Genomic DNA, 15,685 nt, shown 5'->3' with positions numbered 1-15,685 from the left:
CGGGCGGGAAGCCCGAGCCTCCCGCCGAGCAGCGGTTGCGGGTCAGCGGAAGGAGTGGCGCCGGCCTGCGACGACGGTCGCCAGGACCGGGACCATGAGGGCGAGCGAGACCCAGGGCAGCCCGGCGGGGCCGGCGACGGCGAGCGCCGCGCCGCCGACCGCGCCGCCGAGCGCGACGGACGTGTTCCACACGGTGACGAGCGCGGACTGCGCGACGTCGGCCCCGTCGCCCGCGGCTCGTGCGGCGGCGGTCGTGTAGAGGGTGCCGGCCCCGCCGAACGCGGCGCCCCACGCGGCGACGGCGAGCACCACGACGACCGTCGACGTCGGCGCGAGGCCGAGCACGAGCATGGCGAGTGCGAAGACCACGACCGACCCCAGCGTGAGCGCGCGCAGCCGCCGGTCGATGAGCGCCCCGACGAGGACGAGGGCGCCGGCGGACGCGGCGCCGAGCACGAGCAGCAGCGCGCTGGTGCGAGGGCCCTGGCCGAGGTGCGCGAGGTGGACCGCGACGTACGTGTACAGCGACGTGTTGGCGAGCACGTTGAGCCCGGTGACCAGCAGCACCGGCCGCAGGCCGGGGCGGGGGAGCACCGCACGGATCGCGAGCTGCGCGCCGCGCGGGGTGCCCGCGGCGTCGGGCACGCCGAGCCGGACCCAGGCGAGCAGGCCGAGGCCGAGGACCGACAGCACGCCGAAGGTCCACCGCCATCCGACGGCGGCGCCCAGCACCGCGCCCGCGGGCACGCCGAGCGTGAGGGCGAGCGGGCCGCCGGCCATGGCGATCGTCATGGCGCGTCCGACGCGGTCGGCGGGCACGATCCGCCGCACGTACCCGGGCAGGAGCGCCCAGGTGAGCCCCGCGACGAGCCCGGCGGCGAAGCGCGCGACGAGCGTGAGCGCGAACGACGACGACACGGCCGTGACGGTGTTCGCGACGACGAACCCGGCGACGGTCACGAGCAGCAGCGTCCGCCGGTCCCACCGCGCCGTGGCACGCGTGAGCGGGATCGCGGCGACGATCGCCCCGACGGCGAACGCCGTGACGGTCTGCCCGGCGGCCCCCGCCCCGACGCCGAGGTCGGCGGCCATGGCCGGCAGCACGCCCGCGGGGAGGATCTCGGTGAGGAGCGTGAGGAAGCCCGACGCCGCGAGCGCGAGGAGCGCGGCGACGGGCAGGACCCCGGGGCTGCGCTGGTCCCCGGGGCGAGGGGCGCCGGACGGGGCGGCGTCGGGGTCCGGGACGGTGGCGGTGGTGGGTGTGCTCGTCGTGGAACCCGGTACCCGTTCTCGGCCCGCTCGGGCGTGGATCACGTGCGGATCGGCGAGCTCTCCCGGCGCACCGGGACCCCGACGCGCCTCCTGCGGTACTACGAGGAGCAGGGGCTGTTCACGGGAGTACGGCGAGCACCTCGTCGACCGCGTGCTCCAGATCCGCGGACTGCTCGAGGTGGGGTTCACGACCAGGATCATCAAGGAGTTCCTGCCCTGCCTCGGCAACGCGCCGGAGATCCACCTGCACAACGCCTACCCGGACAAGATCGCGCTCCTCGAGACGGAGCTCGGCCGCCTGGAGGACCGCATCCGCATCCTCGAGAAGAACCGCGACGCCATCGCCGACTACCTCGAGCGCATCCGCCCGTTCGCTCAGCGCCCCGAGGACCGTCGCCCGGCACGGTCCGCCGTCGGCCTCTGACCGGCTACTCCGGGCGCGGCGCGTACATGATGACGGCGACGCCGGCGAGGCAGAGGAGCGCGCCGACGACGTCCCAGCGGTCCGGTCGGAAGCCGTCCACGACCATGCCCCACGCGAGCGACCCGGCGACGAACACCCCGCCGTACGCGGCGAGGATGCGGCCGAAGTTCGCGTCGGGCTGCAGCGTCGCGACGACGCCGTAGAGCCCGAGCGCGACGACGCCCGCCCCGATCCACAGCCAGCCCCGGTGCTCGCGCAGCCCCTGCCACACGAGCCACGCCCCGCCGATCTCCAGCAGCGCGGCGAGCACGAACAGCGGGATCGAGCGCGCGAGGTCCATGCGCGCCAGCGTAGGCGAGCGCGCGCGCACGCCCGTGGGCCCTTGCCCTGTCGCGGCCGGCGCGGGCCGCCGTGGGTGCTACCGCCGGACCTGCTCCAGCGGCTCCGCGAGGCGCGTGCACTCGCTGCACCGCAGCCGTCGCGCCGTCCGCACCACGGGGTTCCCCACGGAGCTGGAGGGGATCTGGATCCGCACCTCTCGGGTGTGCTCCGCGCACGTGGCTGCGCCGCACTCGCTGCACACGGCCGTCGCGACCCGTCCGTCGCGGGAGGTGGTTCCGCACTCTGCACACTGCATGAGTCCTGCTCTCCGCCGGCGCCGGTGCCGGCTGTTCGGGTGAACGTGTCGTCCAGCGCCCCGGGGCGTCGTCGCCCCGGCGCGCGGGGGGCTTCAGTGGGCGGTGGTGGCCTCGGGGGCGGTCGTGATCGCGCGGACGGGTCGGCACGGGTTCCCCACCGCGACGACGCCCGCGGGGACGTCCCGCGTGACCACCGACCCCGCGCCGATGACGCTGTCGTCGCCGATCGTCACGCCGGGCGTGATGGTGACCGAGCCACCGATCCAGACGTTGCTCCCGATGGTGACGGGCTCGGGCCGCTCCCATCCCTCGCGGCGGCGGACGACGTCCTCGGCGTGGTTCGGCGTGTAGATCGAGCAGCGCGGCCCGATGAGGCAGTCGGGACCGATCGTGACGAGGCCACCGCCGATGACCATGAAGTCGGCGTTGATGAAGGTCCGTGCGCCGATCAGCAGACGGTCGCCGTAGTCGATCGTCAGCGGCGGGCGGAAGTCGATCCCGTCCTCGGCGCCGGGGACGAGTCGGTGGAAGAGGCGGCGCGCCTCGTCGACGTCCTCGAAGTACACGCTCCCGATCCGGGCGCACGTCGCGTGCGCGTCCCGGGTCAGCTCCTGGAGCGCCGGCGACGTGCGGTAGCGCAGCCAACCGCCGGAGAGCAGGCTCCGGAGGTCCTCGTCCGTGGCGGCCAGCTCGGCCATCCTCGTCGTCGGCTCGGTCGTGGTGCTCATCGGACTCCCTCGTCGCGGATTAGTATTTCGATTAAACATATAGGTGGGCGCCATGTGGCGCAAGCCTTGTGGGCAACTGCCGCGCCACCGTCCCTGCCGACGTCCGGGCGACTCCCGTCGCACGGTCAGGCCGGGCGGTCGAGCACGCGGCGCAGGCGCGCCTTCTTCTCGTTCTCGTGGACGACCCACGCCACGTCCGGGTCCGACGACTCGCGCAGCGCGGCGAACCGCAGCACGCCGGCGGCCGGGTCACCGGCGACGGCGACGCTCCAGCAGTACCCGAGGGCCTGGCGCAGCGTGCGCACGTCGGCGTCGCGGCGTGCGTCCGAGGGGAGCGCGCCGATCGTGGCGGTCGCGGCTGCGCAGGCGTCCAGCGCGGCGGTCGCGGTCGCGGGGTTCCGGAGGAGGCGCGGCTCGCAGATCCCGGCGACCGCCGCGCGGCGGACCAGCGGGTCAGGGTCGGTGACCCACGACGACACGAGCGCACGGAGCGCGGCCGGCTCGGCGTCACCGATCCGCTGGAGCGCCATCGCGACGGCCTCGCGGACGCGCCACGACCCGTCCGACGCGCGGGCGCGCAGCAGGTCGGTCGGCGCCGCGCGCGTGTCGGCGGGGGCCTGGACGACGAGCCGGCCCAACCCGCACGTGCCGCAGCAGCGGAGGTACTCGTCGGGGTCGTCGGCGCGGGCGCGCACGAGGTCGTCGGGGGCGGCGTCGGCGAACGCGCCCACGAGCTCGAGGTTCGCCCGGGGGCCCGGGAGCCCGGAACCCGCGGTGAGGTACGCCCGCACCGCGGCCGGGTCGTCGTCGAGCGCGCGCAGTGCTGTCCGGTGCTCGTCTCGCACGCTCATGACGACCACGCTAGGACGCGGCGCCCCCCGCCGGACAGGGCCTTTCGGCCGGGTCGGCCGGGGTCGGCCGCCGTCGGGCTCAGCGCAGCGGGTCGAACGGGCGGATCTCGTCGGGGGTCTCCCCGGTCGTGACGAGGTGGGCGAGCGCGCGGCCCGTCGCCGGGCCGAGGACGATGCCCCACATGCCGTGGCCGCCCGCGACGTAGACGCCGGGGGTGCGCGTCGCGCCGACGAGCGGGAGACCGTCGGGCGTGACGGGGCGCGACCCGACCCACTCGTCGTGGCGGTCGTCGAGGTCGACGCCCTGGAACAGGTGCCGCACGGACGCGAGGATGGCCTCGATCCGGCGCGGCTGGAGCGGCTCGTCGGGGCTGCGGAACTCCATGGTCCCCGCGATGCGGAACCGCCCCTGGTACGGGGTGCACGCGACGCGGCGCGCGGGCAGGTAGATCGGGGTCTCGACGGGCTCGTCCGTCTTCACGGTGAACGAGTACCCGCGCCCCGCCTGGACGCGCGTGCGCACGCCGAGCGGCGCGGCGAGCGTCGGGAGCCACGCTCCGGTCGCGAGCACGACGGCGTCGCCCCGCAGCACGACCCCTTCCTCGCGCTCGGTGGGGGACCCGGCGCGGCGGGGCTCCGCGGCCCCCGGCCCGACGGCGTCGCTCCGCCCGGTCGTCGCGCCCGCCCGGGCGGCTCCGGACCCGGGCGTCGCGCCGACGAGCGCGGGGTGCGCGGCGGCGTCGGGGTGCACCGCGCGTGCGTAGACGCACGCGCCGAGGCGGCCGGGCTCGACGTCGAGGACCTCGAGCCCGGTGAGGATCCGCCCGCCGCGGGCGCGCACGGAGTCGGCGAGGGCGTGGACGAACGGGCCGGGCTCGAGGAAGCGCTGGCCCTCGAGGGCGTAGACCGTGGAGACGCGGTCGGTGAGCTGGTGCGCGCGCTCGCCGGCCTCGACGCGCCGGACGGGCACGGTCTGGCCGGCCGCGGCGACGTGCTCGAGCTCGCGGAGGAACGGTCGTGCCTCGCGGACGTGCTCGAACGCGACGGTGAACGGCCCGGGCGTGGTCCCGGCCTCGACGCCGTGCCCGAGGCTCCCGCCCGCGGCGAGCTCGTCGAACGCGTCGAGCGCGACGCGATCGATCGGGGTGAGGGCCGCCATCGCGTGGTCCCAGCGGCGCTGCGTCGCGTGCGCCATGAAGCGCGCGAAGAACGACCACAGGCGCGGGTCGAACCGCAGCGGGACGTGCAGCGGCGCGGCGGGGTCGAGGAGGGCGCGCGGCCCGTACGTCCAGAGGGACGGGTCCGCCAGCGGCATCGCCATGCCGGGGGTCAACCACCCGGCGTTGCCCCACGACGACCCGGCGGCGACGCCCTCGCGGTCGACGACGGTGACCTCGACGCCCTGCTCCTGGAGGTGCCAGGCCGTGGCGAGGCCCACCATGCCGGCGCCGACGACGACCGCCGTGCGGGGCGCTCGGCCGGGCGGCGCGGACCGGGCGTCGCGGGTGCGGGGACGGGGACGAGAGGTCGTGCTCACGCCGGGCTCCTTCGACCGACGCCCGCCTCGCGGGTGGCGAGGCGGGCGCGTGGCTGGTGTGCGACGGGATGGTGTCGCACGACACTCAGCGTGGTGGATCCTTCGGCGTGCGGCAAGATGTGCCGAAGGATCGTCGCAAGTGCCGGTGGCGATCGACCTGAACTTCGTCGAACCCTCAGAGGAGGCTCCGCATGCCGAAGGATCTTCGACCCGCCGTCCTGGACGACGTCGACCGCCGCATCCTCGACGTCCTCGCGACCGACGCGCGCGCGACGAACGCGGCGATCGCGGCCCGCGTCGGGATCGCCGCGTCGACGTGCCACGCGCGCGTCCGCACCCTCGTGGAGCGCGGCGTGATCCGCGGCTTCCGGGCGGACGTCGACCCGGCGGCCCTCGGCCGCGGGCTCGAGGCGCTCATCGCGATCCGGCTCCAGGCGGGCGCGCGCAAGGGCCTCGAGGCGTTCCGCGACTACCTGCTCACGCTGCCCGACGTCGAGGGCGTCTTCTTCGTCACGGGCGACCGCGACTTCCTCCTGCACGTCGCGGTCGCCGACTCCGACGCCCTGCGCAACCTGGTCTCCAAGACGCTCAGCGTGCGGCCCGAGGTCGCGGGGACCAGCACGACCGTGATCTTCGAGCACGCGCGCCCCTGACCCCGGCCGCGTCAGGGTCGGGCGCGCGCGACGGGTCAGGTCGCGGCGCTCTCGCGGACCCGCGAGCGCAGCACGTGCTTGGTGAGCTTGCCGGAGGGGTTGCGCGGGAGCTCGGTGACGAGCACGACGTCGCGCGGCACCTTGTAGCGCGCGAGCCGGTCGGCGAGGAACGCGCGCAGCGAGTCGAGCGTCGGCTCGGCGCCGGGCGCGGGGACGACGAACGCGACGACGGTCTCGCCCCAGTCGGCGTGCGGGCGCCCGACGACGGCGACGTCCGCGACCTCCGGCGACCCGCGCAGCGCCTCCTCGACCTCCTGGGAGTAGACGTTCTCGCCGCCCGTGATGATGACGTCCTTGAGCCGGTCGACGATGAAGAGGTACCCGTCCTCGTCGACGCGCACGACGTCGCCGGTGCGGTACCAGTCGCCCACGAGCACGGCCTCGGTCGCCTCCGGGTCGTCGAGGTAGCCGACCATCCGGGTGTCCGACCGCAGCCAGATCTCGCCGGTCCCGCCGGGGCCGACGTCGTTCCCGTCGAGGTCGACGACCCGCACGTCGACGCCGGGCATCCCGGCGTGGCCGATCGAGCCCGCCTTGCGTTCCTGGTCGGCGGGGCCGAGCGCGGTGCCGACCGGCCCCATCTCGCTCATGCCGTAGACCTGGTGCAGCTCGCCCGGGTAGGCGGCGCGGATCGCGCGCACGGTGTCGGCGCCGACGGGCGCGCCGCCGGCGAGCCACAGCCGCGCGCTCGACAGGTCGAACGTCGACAGGTCGATGCCCTGCGCGGCGGCGACCTGGAGCGGCGCGACGTACGCGATGGGCGCGCCGAAGAACGCGGTCGTGCGCTCGGCCGCGACCGTCCGCAGCATCTCGATCGGGTGGTACTCCCGCAGGAGGACGGTCGTCCCGCCGAGGAACACCATCGACAGGAACCAGTTGTTGAGCGGAGACGCGTGCCAGATCGGCATCGCGAGGAGGAACCGGTCGTCGGCCCGCAGCCCGACGGCGGCCGTCGTGAACGCCGCGACCGAGCTCAGCCCGCGGTGGGTGTGCTCGCAGCCCTTCGGCGCCGCGGTCGTGCCGGACGTGTAGAGCACCTGGGCGATCGTGTCCTGGTCGGGCGGGACGCCGTCCCACGCCTCGGCGGCGGCGACGAGCGCGTCGAAGTCGTCGGGCCCCGGCGTCCCTGCCGCGTCCTGCCCGACGGCGTCGGTCTCCGTCCACAGCCAGCGCACCGCGGGTGCGGCGGCGGTCACGACGGGGGCGAGGCTCGCGTCCGCGACGCCCAGGACGGCGCCGCTGTGGGCGACGAGCCGCGCGACCTCGGGTGCCTGGAGCTTGTGGTTGACGGGGACGAGCACGGCGCCGGCGCGCCACAGGCCGAACGCCGCGACCGCGAAGCCCGGCGTGTTGAACGTCATGACCGTGACGCGGTCGCCGGGACGGACCCCGGCGTCGCGGAACACGGCGGCGGCGCGGCGCGCGGCGTCGTCCAGCTCGGCGTAGGTGAGCCGGCGCGCGCCCAGCACGAGCGCCTCCTTGGCGGGGACCTTGCGTGCCGTGCTCTCCAGCATGCTGCCCAGGTGCATGTCGTCCTCCTCGACGTCCTGCTCGGCGTCGTCGTCGACGCCGTCTCGGCGGCCCGGACGGGGACCGGTGCCGCGATGAATTGAATCATGGTTCAATTCTTGGTGGGAAGCCGCGACGAGGCGGCGCACCCTCGACGACGACGGAGGAACCGTGCCCTACCGCGAGACGCCCGCCACGCGGGCCGCCCGCGAGCGCAAGCGCGAGGCGCTGCTCGACGCGGCGCGCACGATCGTCGCCGAGCACGGGTTCGTCGGGGCGAACGTGCAGGCGCTCGCCGCGCGCGCCGGGGTGAGCACGGGCGGCGTCTACTCGTACTTCCCCACCAAGGCCGACCTGCTCGTGGCCGTGTTCCGGCAGGCGGCGGACGTCGAGCTGCACGCCGTGCGCACCGCCGCCGCGGCCCGCCCGGACGATCCCCCGGGCGACCGGACCGTCGCCCGCCTCGGCCGCGCCGTCGACACCTTCGCGCGGCGGGCGCTGCGCGGCCCGACGCTCGCGTGGGCGCTGCTGCTCGAGCCCGTCCACCCGGCCGTCGACGCGGCGCGCCTGGAGTACCGCCGTGCCTACGCCGAGACGTTCGCGGAGGTCGTGCGCGCCGGCGTCGACGCCGGGGAGATCCCCGACCAGGACGTGACGGTCGTCGCGACCGCCCTCGTCGGCGCGATCGGCGAGTCGCTCACCGGTCCGCTCTCCCCGCTCGCGGGCGGCGGCCCGACCGGCTCCGACGGCACGGTCCCGCTCGCGGGCGACGGCTCGACCGCCTCCGACGGCACGGTCCCGCCCGCGGTGCGGGACACCGTCGTCGCGACGATCCTGCGCTTCTGCCTGGGCGCCGTCGGCGCCCGGGCCGCTGCCGCCGCTCCTGCGTCGGACTCCGCCTGACGCCAGCCCGACCCGCCCCGAACCCTCCGGGCGCCGCCCGGCGGCGTCCCGACCCCGAGCCACCCGCAGAGCCGCAGGAGGACACCATGACCCCGACCGACACCACCCCGGCCACGCGTCCCGCCGTCGACCCGGCCGGTGGCGCGCACCCCGCGCCGCACGTCACGCACCGCGTGACGAACCAGCCGCCGGAGCGCGCAGGGGTCAACGAGTACCTCGACCACCCCGTGCTGCGCGAGGCGGTGCACGCGTACGGCGGGGAGTGGGGCGAGGACCGGCTCGTCGCGGTCGGCGCTCTCGTCGGGACGGGGGACTTCCAGCGCGCGGCCGAGCTCGCGAACGTCCACGAGCCCGTGCTGCGCACGCACGACCGCCGCGGGCACCGTATCGACGAGGTCGAGTACCACCCGGCGTACCACGAGGTGATCGGGGCGGCCGTCGCGCACGGCGCGCACACGAGCGCGTGGGCGGAGCCCGGGCCGGGGGCGAACGTCGTGCGGGGCGCGGTGTTCTCGCTGTTCGCGCAGGTCGAGCCGGGGCACGCGTGCCCGGTCTCCATGACGCACGCGGCGGTGCCGTCGCTGCGGCACGCGCCGTCGCTCGCCGCGGTGTGGGAGCCGCGGCTGCTCGCGCGCGGGTACGACGGCGCCCTCGCGGCCCCGGGCAGCAAGCCCGGCGCGCTCGTCGGCATGGCGATGACGGAGAAGCAGGGCGGCTCGGACGTGCGCGCGAACGCGACGACGGCCGTGCCCGCCGGCGCGGACGGCGCCTACCTGCTCACGGGGCACAAGTGGTTCTGCTCGGCGCCGATGTCCGACGCGTTCCTCGTGCTCGCCCAGGTCCCGGGCGGGACCGCGCGCGGCGGTGACACCGCGCCGTCGTGCTTCCTGGTGCCGCGCGTGCTGGAGGACGGCACGCGCAACGTGTTCCGCATCCAGCGCCTCAAGGAGAAGCTGGGCAACCGGTCGAACGCGTCGTCGGAGATCGAGCTCGACGGCACCGTCGGGTTCCTCGTCGGGGAGCCCGGGCGCGGCGTGCGGACGATCATCGAGATGGTGTCGCGCACGCGGCTGGACTGCGTGCACGGCTCGGCCGCGGGCATGCGCCAGGCGGTCACCGAGGCCCTGTGGCACGCGCGGCACCGCAGCGCGTTCGGCGCGGCGCTCGTGGACCAGCCCGCCATGACCGCGGTGCTCGCCGACCTCGCGCTCGAGTCCGAGGCCGCGACGCTGACGTCGGTGCGCCTCGCCGCCGCGCACGACGGCGAGTCCGAGCACGACCGCGCGTTCCGCCGCCTCGCGACGGCCGTGAGCAAGTACTGGGTGTGCAAGCGCGGGCCGCACCACGCGTACGAGGCGATGGAGTGCCTGGGCGGCAACGGGTACACGGAGGCGTTCCCGCTCGCGCGCCGCTACCGCGAGCAGCCGGTCATGGCGATCTGGGAGGGGTCGGGCAACGTCATCGCGCTCGACGTGCTGCGCGCCATGGGTCGCGAGCCGGAGTCCGTCGCGGCGTTCCAGGCCGAGCTGGGCACGACGGCGGGGGCGCACCCCGTCCTCGACGCGCACGTCGCGCGCACGCGCCGGCTGCTCGCGGAGGTCGCGGGGGCCGACGCCGGGGCGCAGCAGGCGCAGGCCCGTCGCGTCGTGGAGTCGCTCGCCCTCGCGCTCCAGGCGTCGCTCCTGGTGCGGCACGCGCCGTCGGGCACGGCCGACGCGTTCGTGGCGGCGCGCCTCGGCGACGATCGCGGCCACGGCTACGGCGTCCTGCCGCGCGGGACGGACGCGCACGCGATCCTCGCGCGGCACGCGGGCGCGTGAGCAGGGGTCGTCGTCAGCCCTGGAGGTAGTGCAGGACGGCGAGGACACGGCGGCTGTAGCCGCCGGCGGCGTCGAGGCCGAGCTTGGTGAAGATCGCGTTGCCGTGCTTCTCGACCGCCGAGAGCGACAGGTGCAGCGCAGCCGCGATCCCGGCGTTCGTCCGGCCCTCGGCCATGAGGCGGAGGACGTCGTGCTCGCGCTCCGTCAGCCGCGCGAGCGGGTCGGCGCGGGAGGTGTCCGCGAAGAGCTGGCGGACGACCTCCGGGTCCACGACGAAGTCGCCGGCCTCGACCCGACGCAGCGCGTCCAGGAGCTCCGAGACCCGCATCACGCGGTCCTTGAGGAGGTAGCCGACCCCTGCGCCGCCGCTCGTGACGAGGTCCCGCGTCGGCTCGGCCTCGACGTACTGCGAGAGGACGAGCACGCCGACCCCGGGGAAGCGGCGCCGCACCTCGATCGCGGCCCGGATGCCCTCGTCCGTGTGCGTCGGGGGCATGCGCACGTCGAGCAGCACGACGTCCGGCGCGGGACGACGCCCGAGCAGGGCGAGGAGCTCGTCCGCGTCGCCGACGGCGGCGTCGACCGTGACGCCCTCGTCCACGAGGAGGGCCCGGAGACCCTCGCGCAGGAGGGCGGAGTCCTCGGCGATCATCACGCGCACGGCAGCACCGCCGTCACGGTGGTCGGCCCGCCGGGTGGGCTGGTCACGTCGAGCGAGCCGCCGAGCGCCGCCGCCCGGGCCGCGAGGCCTGCGAGCCCGCGACCGCCGCGCGGGGACGCGCCACCCCGACCGTCGTCCGTGACGCTGGCCCGCACGACGCCGTCGGCGGAGGTCACCGTGACCGTCGTGCGGGTCGCGCCGGCGTGCTTGGCGACGTTCGCCAGGGCCTCGGCGACGACGTAGTACACGCACGCCTCCACCGCGGGCCCCGGTCGCCCGTCCAGGCGGTAGTCGAGCTCCGCGGACGGGGTCGCCCGTGCCGCCAGGCGTGCCAGGACCGGGCGCAGCCCCCGGGTGTCGAGCGCCGCGGGGTGCACGCGCCAGGCGACGTCGCGCACGCTCGCGAGCACCCGGGAGGCCTCGTCGGCGGCGTCGGCGAGGAGACGGTCGCGGACCACGGGGTCGGTGGCTCGTCGGCCGCGGTCGAGCAGCATCCCGAGCGCCACGACCTGCTGCTGGACGCCGTCGTGCAGGTCGCGCTCGACCCGACGGCGTTCCGCCTCGACGGCTGCGACGATGTCCGACCGCGAGGCGGCGAGCGCCTCGACCTGGGCGAGGAGCCGCGTCCGGTCCTCCTCGCCCAGCAACCGGCTCGCCGCCGCCCGCTCGAGCGCCGCGGAGCCGACGAGTCCCATGAGCGCGAGGTAGAGCAGGATCCCGCCCGGCACGACCGCCGAGAGGACGGTGAGCCCGGTCGTCGGGTCGCTGTCGTCGTCCGCCAGCGCGGGGACCCGCAGGTCGAACGCCCACGACGCCGTCATGAGCACCGCCGCGAACGCCCCGTAGGCGAGCAGGAGGAGGATCCCCGCGCTGAGCAGGCCCACGGCGAGGCGGGCGGCGAGGTAGCGCAGGGGTCGACCGGTGCCGTCCGGAGCGTCGGCGTGCCAGGCGAACCACCGCTCCAGTCGCCGCGTGTGCACGCGCACGGCGGCCCGGACCCGCCCGTCCCGCCAGGCCGCCGTCCGGGCGGACGCGCGGGCGAACGGGGCGGTTACCGCGGCAGCGAGCAGCGTCACCGCGTCGATCGGGACGAGGCCGACCCCGACCACGACGCCGCACGAGGCACGGACGACGGACGGCGCTCGGCTGGGCACGCGACTCACCCTAGCGACGCGACCTGCGACGCGGACTGCGGCAAACCGCACCCCGTGCCGCGGGAAACCGTCGCGGTCCGTGCGCGACACCGCGTTCCGGCGCGGCTCGCGCCTTCCTAGCGTCGTCGGCATGAGCCTCTCCTCGCCGTCCGTCCTCGCGGCCACCGCCTCCGACCCCGGTCCGATCACCCGCCTCACGGACTGGGCGGTGAGCCTGATGGAGTCCCTCGGCGCACCGGGAGCAGGTGTGGCGGTCGCCCTGGAGAACCTCTTCCCGCCGATCCCGAGCGAGGTGATCCTGCCGCTCGCCGGGTTCACGGCCGCCCAGGGGCGCCTCGGTCTGCTCGAGGCGATCCTGTGGACGACGGTCGGCTCCGTCGTCGGGGCGCTCCTGCTCTACGGGCTCGGAGCCGCGCTCGGTGCCGAGCGGCTCCGCGCCGTCGCGGCACGCCTGCCGCTCGTCAGGGTCGAGGACGTCGACACCGCCGAGGCCTGGTTCGCCCGGTACGGGACGACAGCGGTCCTCGTCGGGCGCGTCGTCCCGATCGTGCGCAGCCTCATCTCGATCCCGGCCGGCGTCGAGCGCATGCCGCTGGGCAGGTTCCTCGTCCTGACCGCGGTCGGCAGCGGCGTCTGGAACACCACGCTCGTCCTGCTCGGCTACGGTCTCGGAGAGCGGTGGCCCGAGATCGAGGCCGCGATCGGGACGTACCAGAAGGGGGTCCTCGCCGTCGTCGCCGTGCTCGCGGTGGCGTACGTCGTCCACCTGCTGGTCCGCCGCGCGCGTGCCGACGCGCCGCCGCGGCCCGGTAGCCCCGCGCCTCGGCGGCACGCGCGGCGCTGAGCACCCCGGAGGAGGAGCGCATGGGTTCGTGGGAACAGGGCGACGGCGTCGTGGAGCTGCCGGACGGGCGTCGGGTGCGGGGCCGCGGGCTGCGGTCCGGGCCGCCCGGGCCGGACGACGCGCCGGAGCTCGGCGTCTACCTCACCGGCACGCCGCCGCCGACCACGGCGTGGGAGTCGCGCTGGGTCCGGTGGCCGGACTTCGCGCTGCCGAGGTCCACGCCGGACGCCGTCGAGACGCTCCGCGAGGCCTACGAGCGGGCGGCGGACGAGCGCGTGGAGGTCGCGTGCGGCGGCGGGACCGGTCGCACCGGCACGGCGCTCGCGCTCCTCGCGGTGTGGGGCGGCGTCCGCCCCGACGACGCCGTCGCGTGGGTCCGCGCGCACTACCGGCCCCGCGCCGTCGAGACGCCGTGGCAGCGCCGCTGGGTGCGGCAAACCGGGGCGCGGACGGTCCCGTAGACCCCGGTCCGGACCGCTGACGCCGCCGGGCGACCAGCGTCTGTGGGTGACCGGCCGTACCGTCCGGGCCATGGATCGAGAGACCTTCTGGGAGATCGTCGACGCCGCGCGCGGCCGGGCGGGCGCGGGTGCCGACGACCGCGGCGCGGAGGACGACCCGCTGCCCGACGCCCTGACCGAGATGCTCGTCGAGCGGCTCACCGCGGACGAGATGCTCGCGTTCGTCGACGTGGCGGGCGGTCTGGCGCACGACGCGTACGCGTGGCCGCTGTGGGGTGCCGCGTACCTCGTCGAGGGCGGGTGCAGCGACGACGGCTTCATGGACTTCCGCGACGGGCTCCTCCTCGCAGGCCGGGCGACGTTCGAGCGCGCGCTGTCGGACCCGGACTCCCTCGCCGACCACCCCGTGGTCGCCGCCATGGCCGACGACGGGTCCGCCTGGTTCGGGTACGAGTCGCTGGACTCGCTCGTCGGCGACGCGTGGTCGCGCGCGACCGGCGAGGACGACGAGGCGTACTACGCGGCGCGCGAGCGGACGGCGACCGGGCACGCGCGCAGCGAGCCCACCGGCGAGCAGTGGGACTTCGACGACGACGAGGAGAACGCGCGCCGCCTCCCGCGGCTCACCGCGCTGTTCGCGGTGTGAGACCGCTCCGTGTCGACCGGCAGCGCTGACCCGACGTCACACGCGCCAGGCGAAGAGGCCCGCCGGGTCGTAGGCCGACCGCACCGACGCGAGGCGCGCCGCCGTCTCGGGCGACCACGCCCGGGCGAGCGTCTCGTCCGTCCACGGGCCGGGCAGGAAGTTGATGTTGGTCTCCGTCGCGGCCCACGGCTCGGACCACTGCGCGAACGACGCCGCGGCCTCGATCATGTCCGGCACGCGCGGCGGGTTCACGCCGACCAGGCTGAGCAGGAACCCGGCCGTCCGTCCGCCCGCGGCGGACCCGCCGTCGACGTCGCGCGCGCCGGCCGCGCCGAGGTGCCGCAGCTCGGCCGCCACGAACGGCGAGCCGCTGCCCGGCCCGAGGTCCGCGAGGAACCGGTCGAGGAACGCCGCGTCCACCTCGCGCAGGCCGGCGCCGTAGACCCACGACGGGCCCGCGTCCTCCGGGTCGGAGTGGATCGTCGCGACGGCGGTCGTCGGGATCTCGCCGACCGCGTCCGCGAGCACCGGTGCCAGCGCCCGCAGCGGTGCGGCCAGGCGCTCGCCCTCCGCGGCGTCGCCCGGGTAGGCGAAGCGGAGGGCGAGGACCGTGCGGCCGCGCAGGTGCTCGGGGACGAACGGGAGGTCCGGGAGGGCGAGCACCGCGACGGAGGTCGTGACGTCGTCGGGTGCGGTCGCGGTCCAGGCGACCCACCCGCGCAGCACGTCCTCGACGTGCGGGGCGTCGAAGGTGAGCGACCCGGCGTACAGGGTGCGCAGCGGCGCGAGCTCGACGTCGACGCGCGTCACCACGCCGAGCCCGCCCTTGCCGCCGCGCAGCGCCCAGAAGAGGTCCGGCTCGGAGTCCGGGCTCGCCTCGACGACCGAGCCGTCGGCCAGCACGACCCGGAAGCCGCGGACCCAGTCCGTGGTGAGCCCGTGGCTGCGCGTCAGCGGGCCGAACCCGCCGCCGAGCGTGTACCCGACCACGCCGACCCCCGTGGACGACCCCGTGACGGGGAGCAGCCCGTGCTCCGCCGCGGCCTCGACCACCGTCTTCCAGCGGGTGCCCGCGGCGATGCGCGCGACGCGGGTCTCCGGGTCGATCTCGACGCCCGCGAGGTCGCTCGTGCCGAGGACGAGGCCGTCCCCGACGGGCGAGGACGCGCCGTGGCCCGTCGCGTGGGCGCGCACGCGCAGCCCGTGCTTGGACGCGAACCGGACCGCCTCCACGACGTCGGCCTCGGTCGCGGCCAGCACCGCGAGGTCGGGGTCGTGCGTGACGAGCGTGCTGTGGGAGGCGACGGCCTCCGCGGCCGTCGGGCCGCCGTCCGGCAGGTCGCCCCGGGCGAGGACGCGACCAGTGACGCGGTCGCGCAGGGCGGCGACGTCGGTGGGCGGGAGCGTGGTGGCAGAGGTGGTCATGGTCGTGGTCCCCTTCGTCGCGGTGTGCGCGTCTCGACGCTAGGTGCGGTCACCCACACGACGACGCGCGAGCACGGTGTGTGACGCGTGCCCCGACGG

At 76.1% G+C, this 15,685-nt stretch carries 16 protein-coding genes and 1 pseudogene; 8 read left to right on the top strand and 9 right to left on the bottom strand.

Annotated features, from left to right (window positions below):
• Nucleotides 1–42 precede the first annotated feature (42 nt).
• Complete coding sequence (locus tag ACTJIY_RS04170; protein WP_440673234.1) at nucleotides 43–1,314, bottom strand: MFS transporter; 1,272 nt, start codon at nucleotides 1,312–1,314, stop codon at nucleotides 43–45.
• Here ACTJIY_RS04170 and ACTJIY_RS04165 point away from each other — a divergent pair.
• Nucleotides 1,306–1,368: pseudogene (locus ACTJIY_RS04165) on the top strand (hypothetical protein); the annotation flags it as partial. The gene ACTJIY_RS04170 and the pseudogene ACTJIY_RS04165 sit on opposite strands and share 9 nt — an antisense overlap.
• Nucleotides 1,369–1,423: 55 nt before the next feature.
• Nucleotides 1,424–1,696, top strand: a complete 273-nt coding sequence (locus tag ACTJIY_RS04160) for a hypothetical protein (RefSeq protein ID WP_440673235.1) — start codon at nucleotides 1,424–1,426, stop codon at nucleotides 1,694–1,696.
• Between the two features lie 4 nt (nucleotides 1,697–1,700).
• Here ACTJIY_RS04160 and ACTJIY_RS04155 read toward each other — a convergent pair whose 3' ends face one another.
• From ACTJIY_RS04155 to ACTJIY_RS04140, 4 genes are all read right to left on the bottom strand, one after another.
• Nucleotides 1,701–2,036, bottom strand: a complete 336-nt coding sequence (locus tag ACTJIY_RS04155; protein WP_087470594.1) for a YnfA family protein — start codon at nucleotides 2,034–2,036, stop codon at nucleotides 1,701–1,703.
• Between the two features lie 390 nt (nucleotides 2,037–2,426).
• The gene (locus tag ACTJIY_RS04150; RefSeq protein WP_440673236.1) at nucleotides 2,427–3,062 is read right to left on the bottom strand and encodes a sugar O-acetyltransferase; all 636 of its coding nucleotides are present in this window, start codon (nucleotides 3,060–3,062) and stop codon (nucleotides 2,427–2,429) included.
• Nucleotides 3,063–3,187: 125 nt separating this feature from the next.
• Nucleotides 3,188–3,913, bottom strand: a complete 726-nt coding sequence (locus ACTJIY_RS04145) for a HEAT repeat domain-containing protein (RefSeq protein WP_440673237.1) — start codon at nucleotides 3,911–3,913, stop codon at nucleotides 3,188–3,190.
• Between the two features lie 79 nt (nucleotides 3,914–3,992).
• The gene (locus ACTJIY_RS04140) at nucleotides 3,993–5,450 is read right to left on the bottom strand and encodes an NAD(P)/FAD-dependent oxidoreductase (protein WP_440673238.1); all 1,458 of its coding nucleotides are present in this window, start codon (nucleotides 5,448–5,450) and stop codon (nucleotides 3,993–3,995) included.
• A 191-nt stretch (nucleotides 5,451–5,641) separates the two neighbouring features.
• Between ACTJIY_RS04140 and ACTJIY_RS04135 the strand changes: the two genes are divergently transcribed.
• The gene (locus ACTJIY_RS04135; protein ID WP_253051769.1) at nucleotides 5,642–6,103 is read left to right on the top strand and encodes an Lrp/AsnC family transcriptional regulator; all 462 of its coding nucleotides are present in this window, start codon (nucleotides 5,642–5,644) and stop codon (nucleotides 6,101–6,103) included.
• A gap of 35 nt (nucleotides 6,104–6,138) precedes the next feature.
• Here the strand turns inward: ACTJIY_RS04135 and ACTJIY_RS04130 are convergent, their stop codons facing one another.
• Complete coding sequence (locus tag ACTJIY_RS04130; RefSeq protein WP_440673239.1) at nucleotides 6,139–7,692, bottom strand: class I adenylate-forming enzyme family protein; 1,554 nt, start codon at nucleotides 7,690–7,692, stop codon at nucleotides 6,139–6,141.
• Nucleotides 7,693–7,843: 151 nt separating this feature from the next.
• On the opposite strand from ACTJIY_RS04130, the gene ACTJIY_RS04125 reads away from it, so the two are divergent.
• A complete protein-coding gene (locus ACTJIY_RS04125) occupies nucleotides 7,844–8,575 on the top strand; it encodes a TetR/AcrR family transcriptional regulator (RefSeq protein WP_440673240.1) in 732 nt (243 codons plus the stop codon).
• Nucleotides 8,576–8,661: 86 nt separating this feature from the next.
• Complete coding sequence (locus ACTJIY_RS04120) at nucleotides 8,662–10,395, top strand: acyl-CoA dehydrogenase family protein (protein ID WP_440673241.1); 1,734 nt, start codon at nucleotides 8,662–8,664, stop codon at nucleotides 10,393–10,395.
• A 13-nt stretch (nucleotides 10,396–10,408) separates the two neighbouring features.
• Here the strand turns inward: ACTJIY_RS04120 and ACTJIY_RS04115 are convergent, their stop codons facing one another.
• Nucleotides 10,409–11,047, bottom strand: coding sequence for a response regulator (locus ACTJIY_RS04115; protein WP_440673400.1), 639 nt, complete (start codon nucleotides 11,045–11,047; stop codon nucleotides 10,409–10,411).
• Nucleotides 11,047–12,210, bottom strand: a complete 1,164-nt coding sequence (locus ACTJIY_RS04110) for a sensor histidine kinase (protein ID WP_440673242.1) — start codon at nucleotides 12,208–12,210, stop codon at nucleotides 11,047–11,049. The genes ACTJIY_RS04115 and ACTJIY_RS04110 overlap by 1 nt, the downstream gene beginning before the upstream one ends.
• 130 nt (nucleotides 12,211–12,340) lie before the next feature.
• Between ACTJIY_RS04110 and ACTJIY_RS04105 the strand changes: the two genes are divergently transcribed.
• From ACTJIY_RS04105 to ACTJIY_RS04095, 3 genes are all read left to right on the top strand, one after another.
• On the top strand, nucleotides 12,341–13,054 hold the full coding sequence (locus tag ACTJIY_RS04105) for a DedA family protein (protein ID WP_440673243.1): 714 nt from the start codon (nucleotides 12,341–12,343) through the stop codon (nucleotides 13,052–13,054).
• A 20-nt stretch (nucleotides 13,055–13,074) separates the two neighbouring features.
• Complete coding sequence (locus ACTJIY_RS04100; protein WP_440673244.1) at nucleotides 13,075–13,515, top strand: protein-tyrosine phosphatase family protein; 441 nt, start codon at nucleotides 13,075–13,077, stop codon at nucleotides 13,513–13,515.
• A 70-nt stretch (nucleotides 13,516–13,585) separates the two neighbouring features.
• Nucleotides 13,586–14,161, top strand: a complete 576-nt coding sequence (locus ACTJIY_RS04095) for a DUF4240 domain-containing protein (RefSeq protein WP_440673245.1) — start codon at nucleotides 13,586–13,588, stop codon at nucleotides 14,159–14,161.
• Between the two features lie 36 nt (nucleotides 14,162–14,197).
• Here the strand turns inward: ACTJIY_RS04095 and ACTJIY_RS04090 are convergent, their stop codons facing one another.
• Nucleotides 14,198–15,586: an FAD-binding oxidoreductase gene (locus ACTJIY_RS04090; RefSeq protein WP_440673246.1), complete on the bottom strand. Its 1,389-nt coding sequence runs from the start codon at nucleotides 15,584–15,586 to the stop codon at nucleotides 14,198–14,200.
• Nucleotides 15,587–15,685 lie beyond the last annotated feature (99 nt).

It is taken from the genome of Cellulosimicrobium sp. 22598 (assembly GCF_052044445.1).
Lineage (GTDB): Bacteria > Actinomycetota > Actinomycetes > Actinomycetales > Cellulomonadaceae > Cellulosimicrobium > Cellulosimicrobium cellulans_G.
Note: the sequence above shows the minus strand (reverse complement) of the source record. Positions and strands in the feature narration are given on the sequence as shown.

What these genes read in the sequence shown, in the direction of transcription:
- ACTJIY_RS04090 (WP_440673246.1), bottom strand. Translation starts at nt 15,586, where the DNA reads ATGACCACCTCTGCCACCACGCTCCCGCCCACCGACGTCGCCGCCCTG.
- ACTJIY_RS04095 (WP_440673245.1), top strand. Translation starts at nt 13,586, where the DNA reads ATGGATCGAGAGACCTTCTGGGAGATCGTCGACGCCGCGCGCGGCCGG.
- ACTJIY_RS04100 (WP_440673244.1), top strand. Translation starts at nt 13,075, where the DNA reads ATGGGTTCGTGGGAACAGGGCGACGGCGTCGTGGAGCTGCCGGACGGG.
- ACTJIY_RS04135 (WP_253051769.1), top strand. Translation starts at nt 5,642, where the DNA reads ATGCCGAAGGATCTTCGACCCGCCGTCCTGGACGACGTCGACCGCCGC.
- ACTJIY_RS04130 (WP_440673239.1), bottom strand. Translation starts at nt 7,692, where the DNA reads ATGCACCTGGGCAGCATGCTGGAGAGCACGGCACGCAAGGTCCCCGCC.
- ACTJIY_RS04115 (WP_440673400.1), bottom strand. Translation starts at nt 11,047, where the DNA reads ATGATCGCCGAGGACTCCGCCCTCCTGCGCGAGGGTCTCCGGGCCCTC.
- ACTJIY_RS04150 (WP_440673236.1), bottom strand. Translation starts at nt 3,062, where the DNA reads ATGAGCACCACGACCGAGCCGACGACGAGGATGGCCGAGCTGGCCGCC.
- ACTJIY_RS04155 (WP_087470594.1), bottom strand. Translation starts at nt 2,036, where the DNA reads ATGGACCTCGCGCGCTCGATCCCGCTGTTCGTGCTCGCCGCGCTGCTG.
- ACTJIY_RS04145 (WP_440673237.1), bottom strand. Translation starts at nt 3,913, where the DNA reads ATGAGCGTGCGAGACGAGCACCGGACAGCACTGCGCGCGCTCGACGAC.
- ACTJIY_RS04120 (WP_440673241.1), top strand. Translation starts at nt 8,662, where the DNA reads ATGACCCCGACCGACACCACCCCGGCCACGCGTCCCGCCGTCGACCCG.
- ACTJIY_RS04105 (WP_440673243.1), top strand. Translation starts at nt 12,341, where the DNA reads ATGAGCCTCTCCTCGCCGTCCGTCCTCGCGGCCACCGCCTCCGACCCC.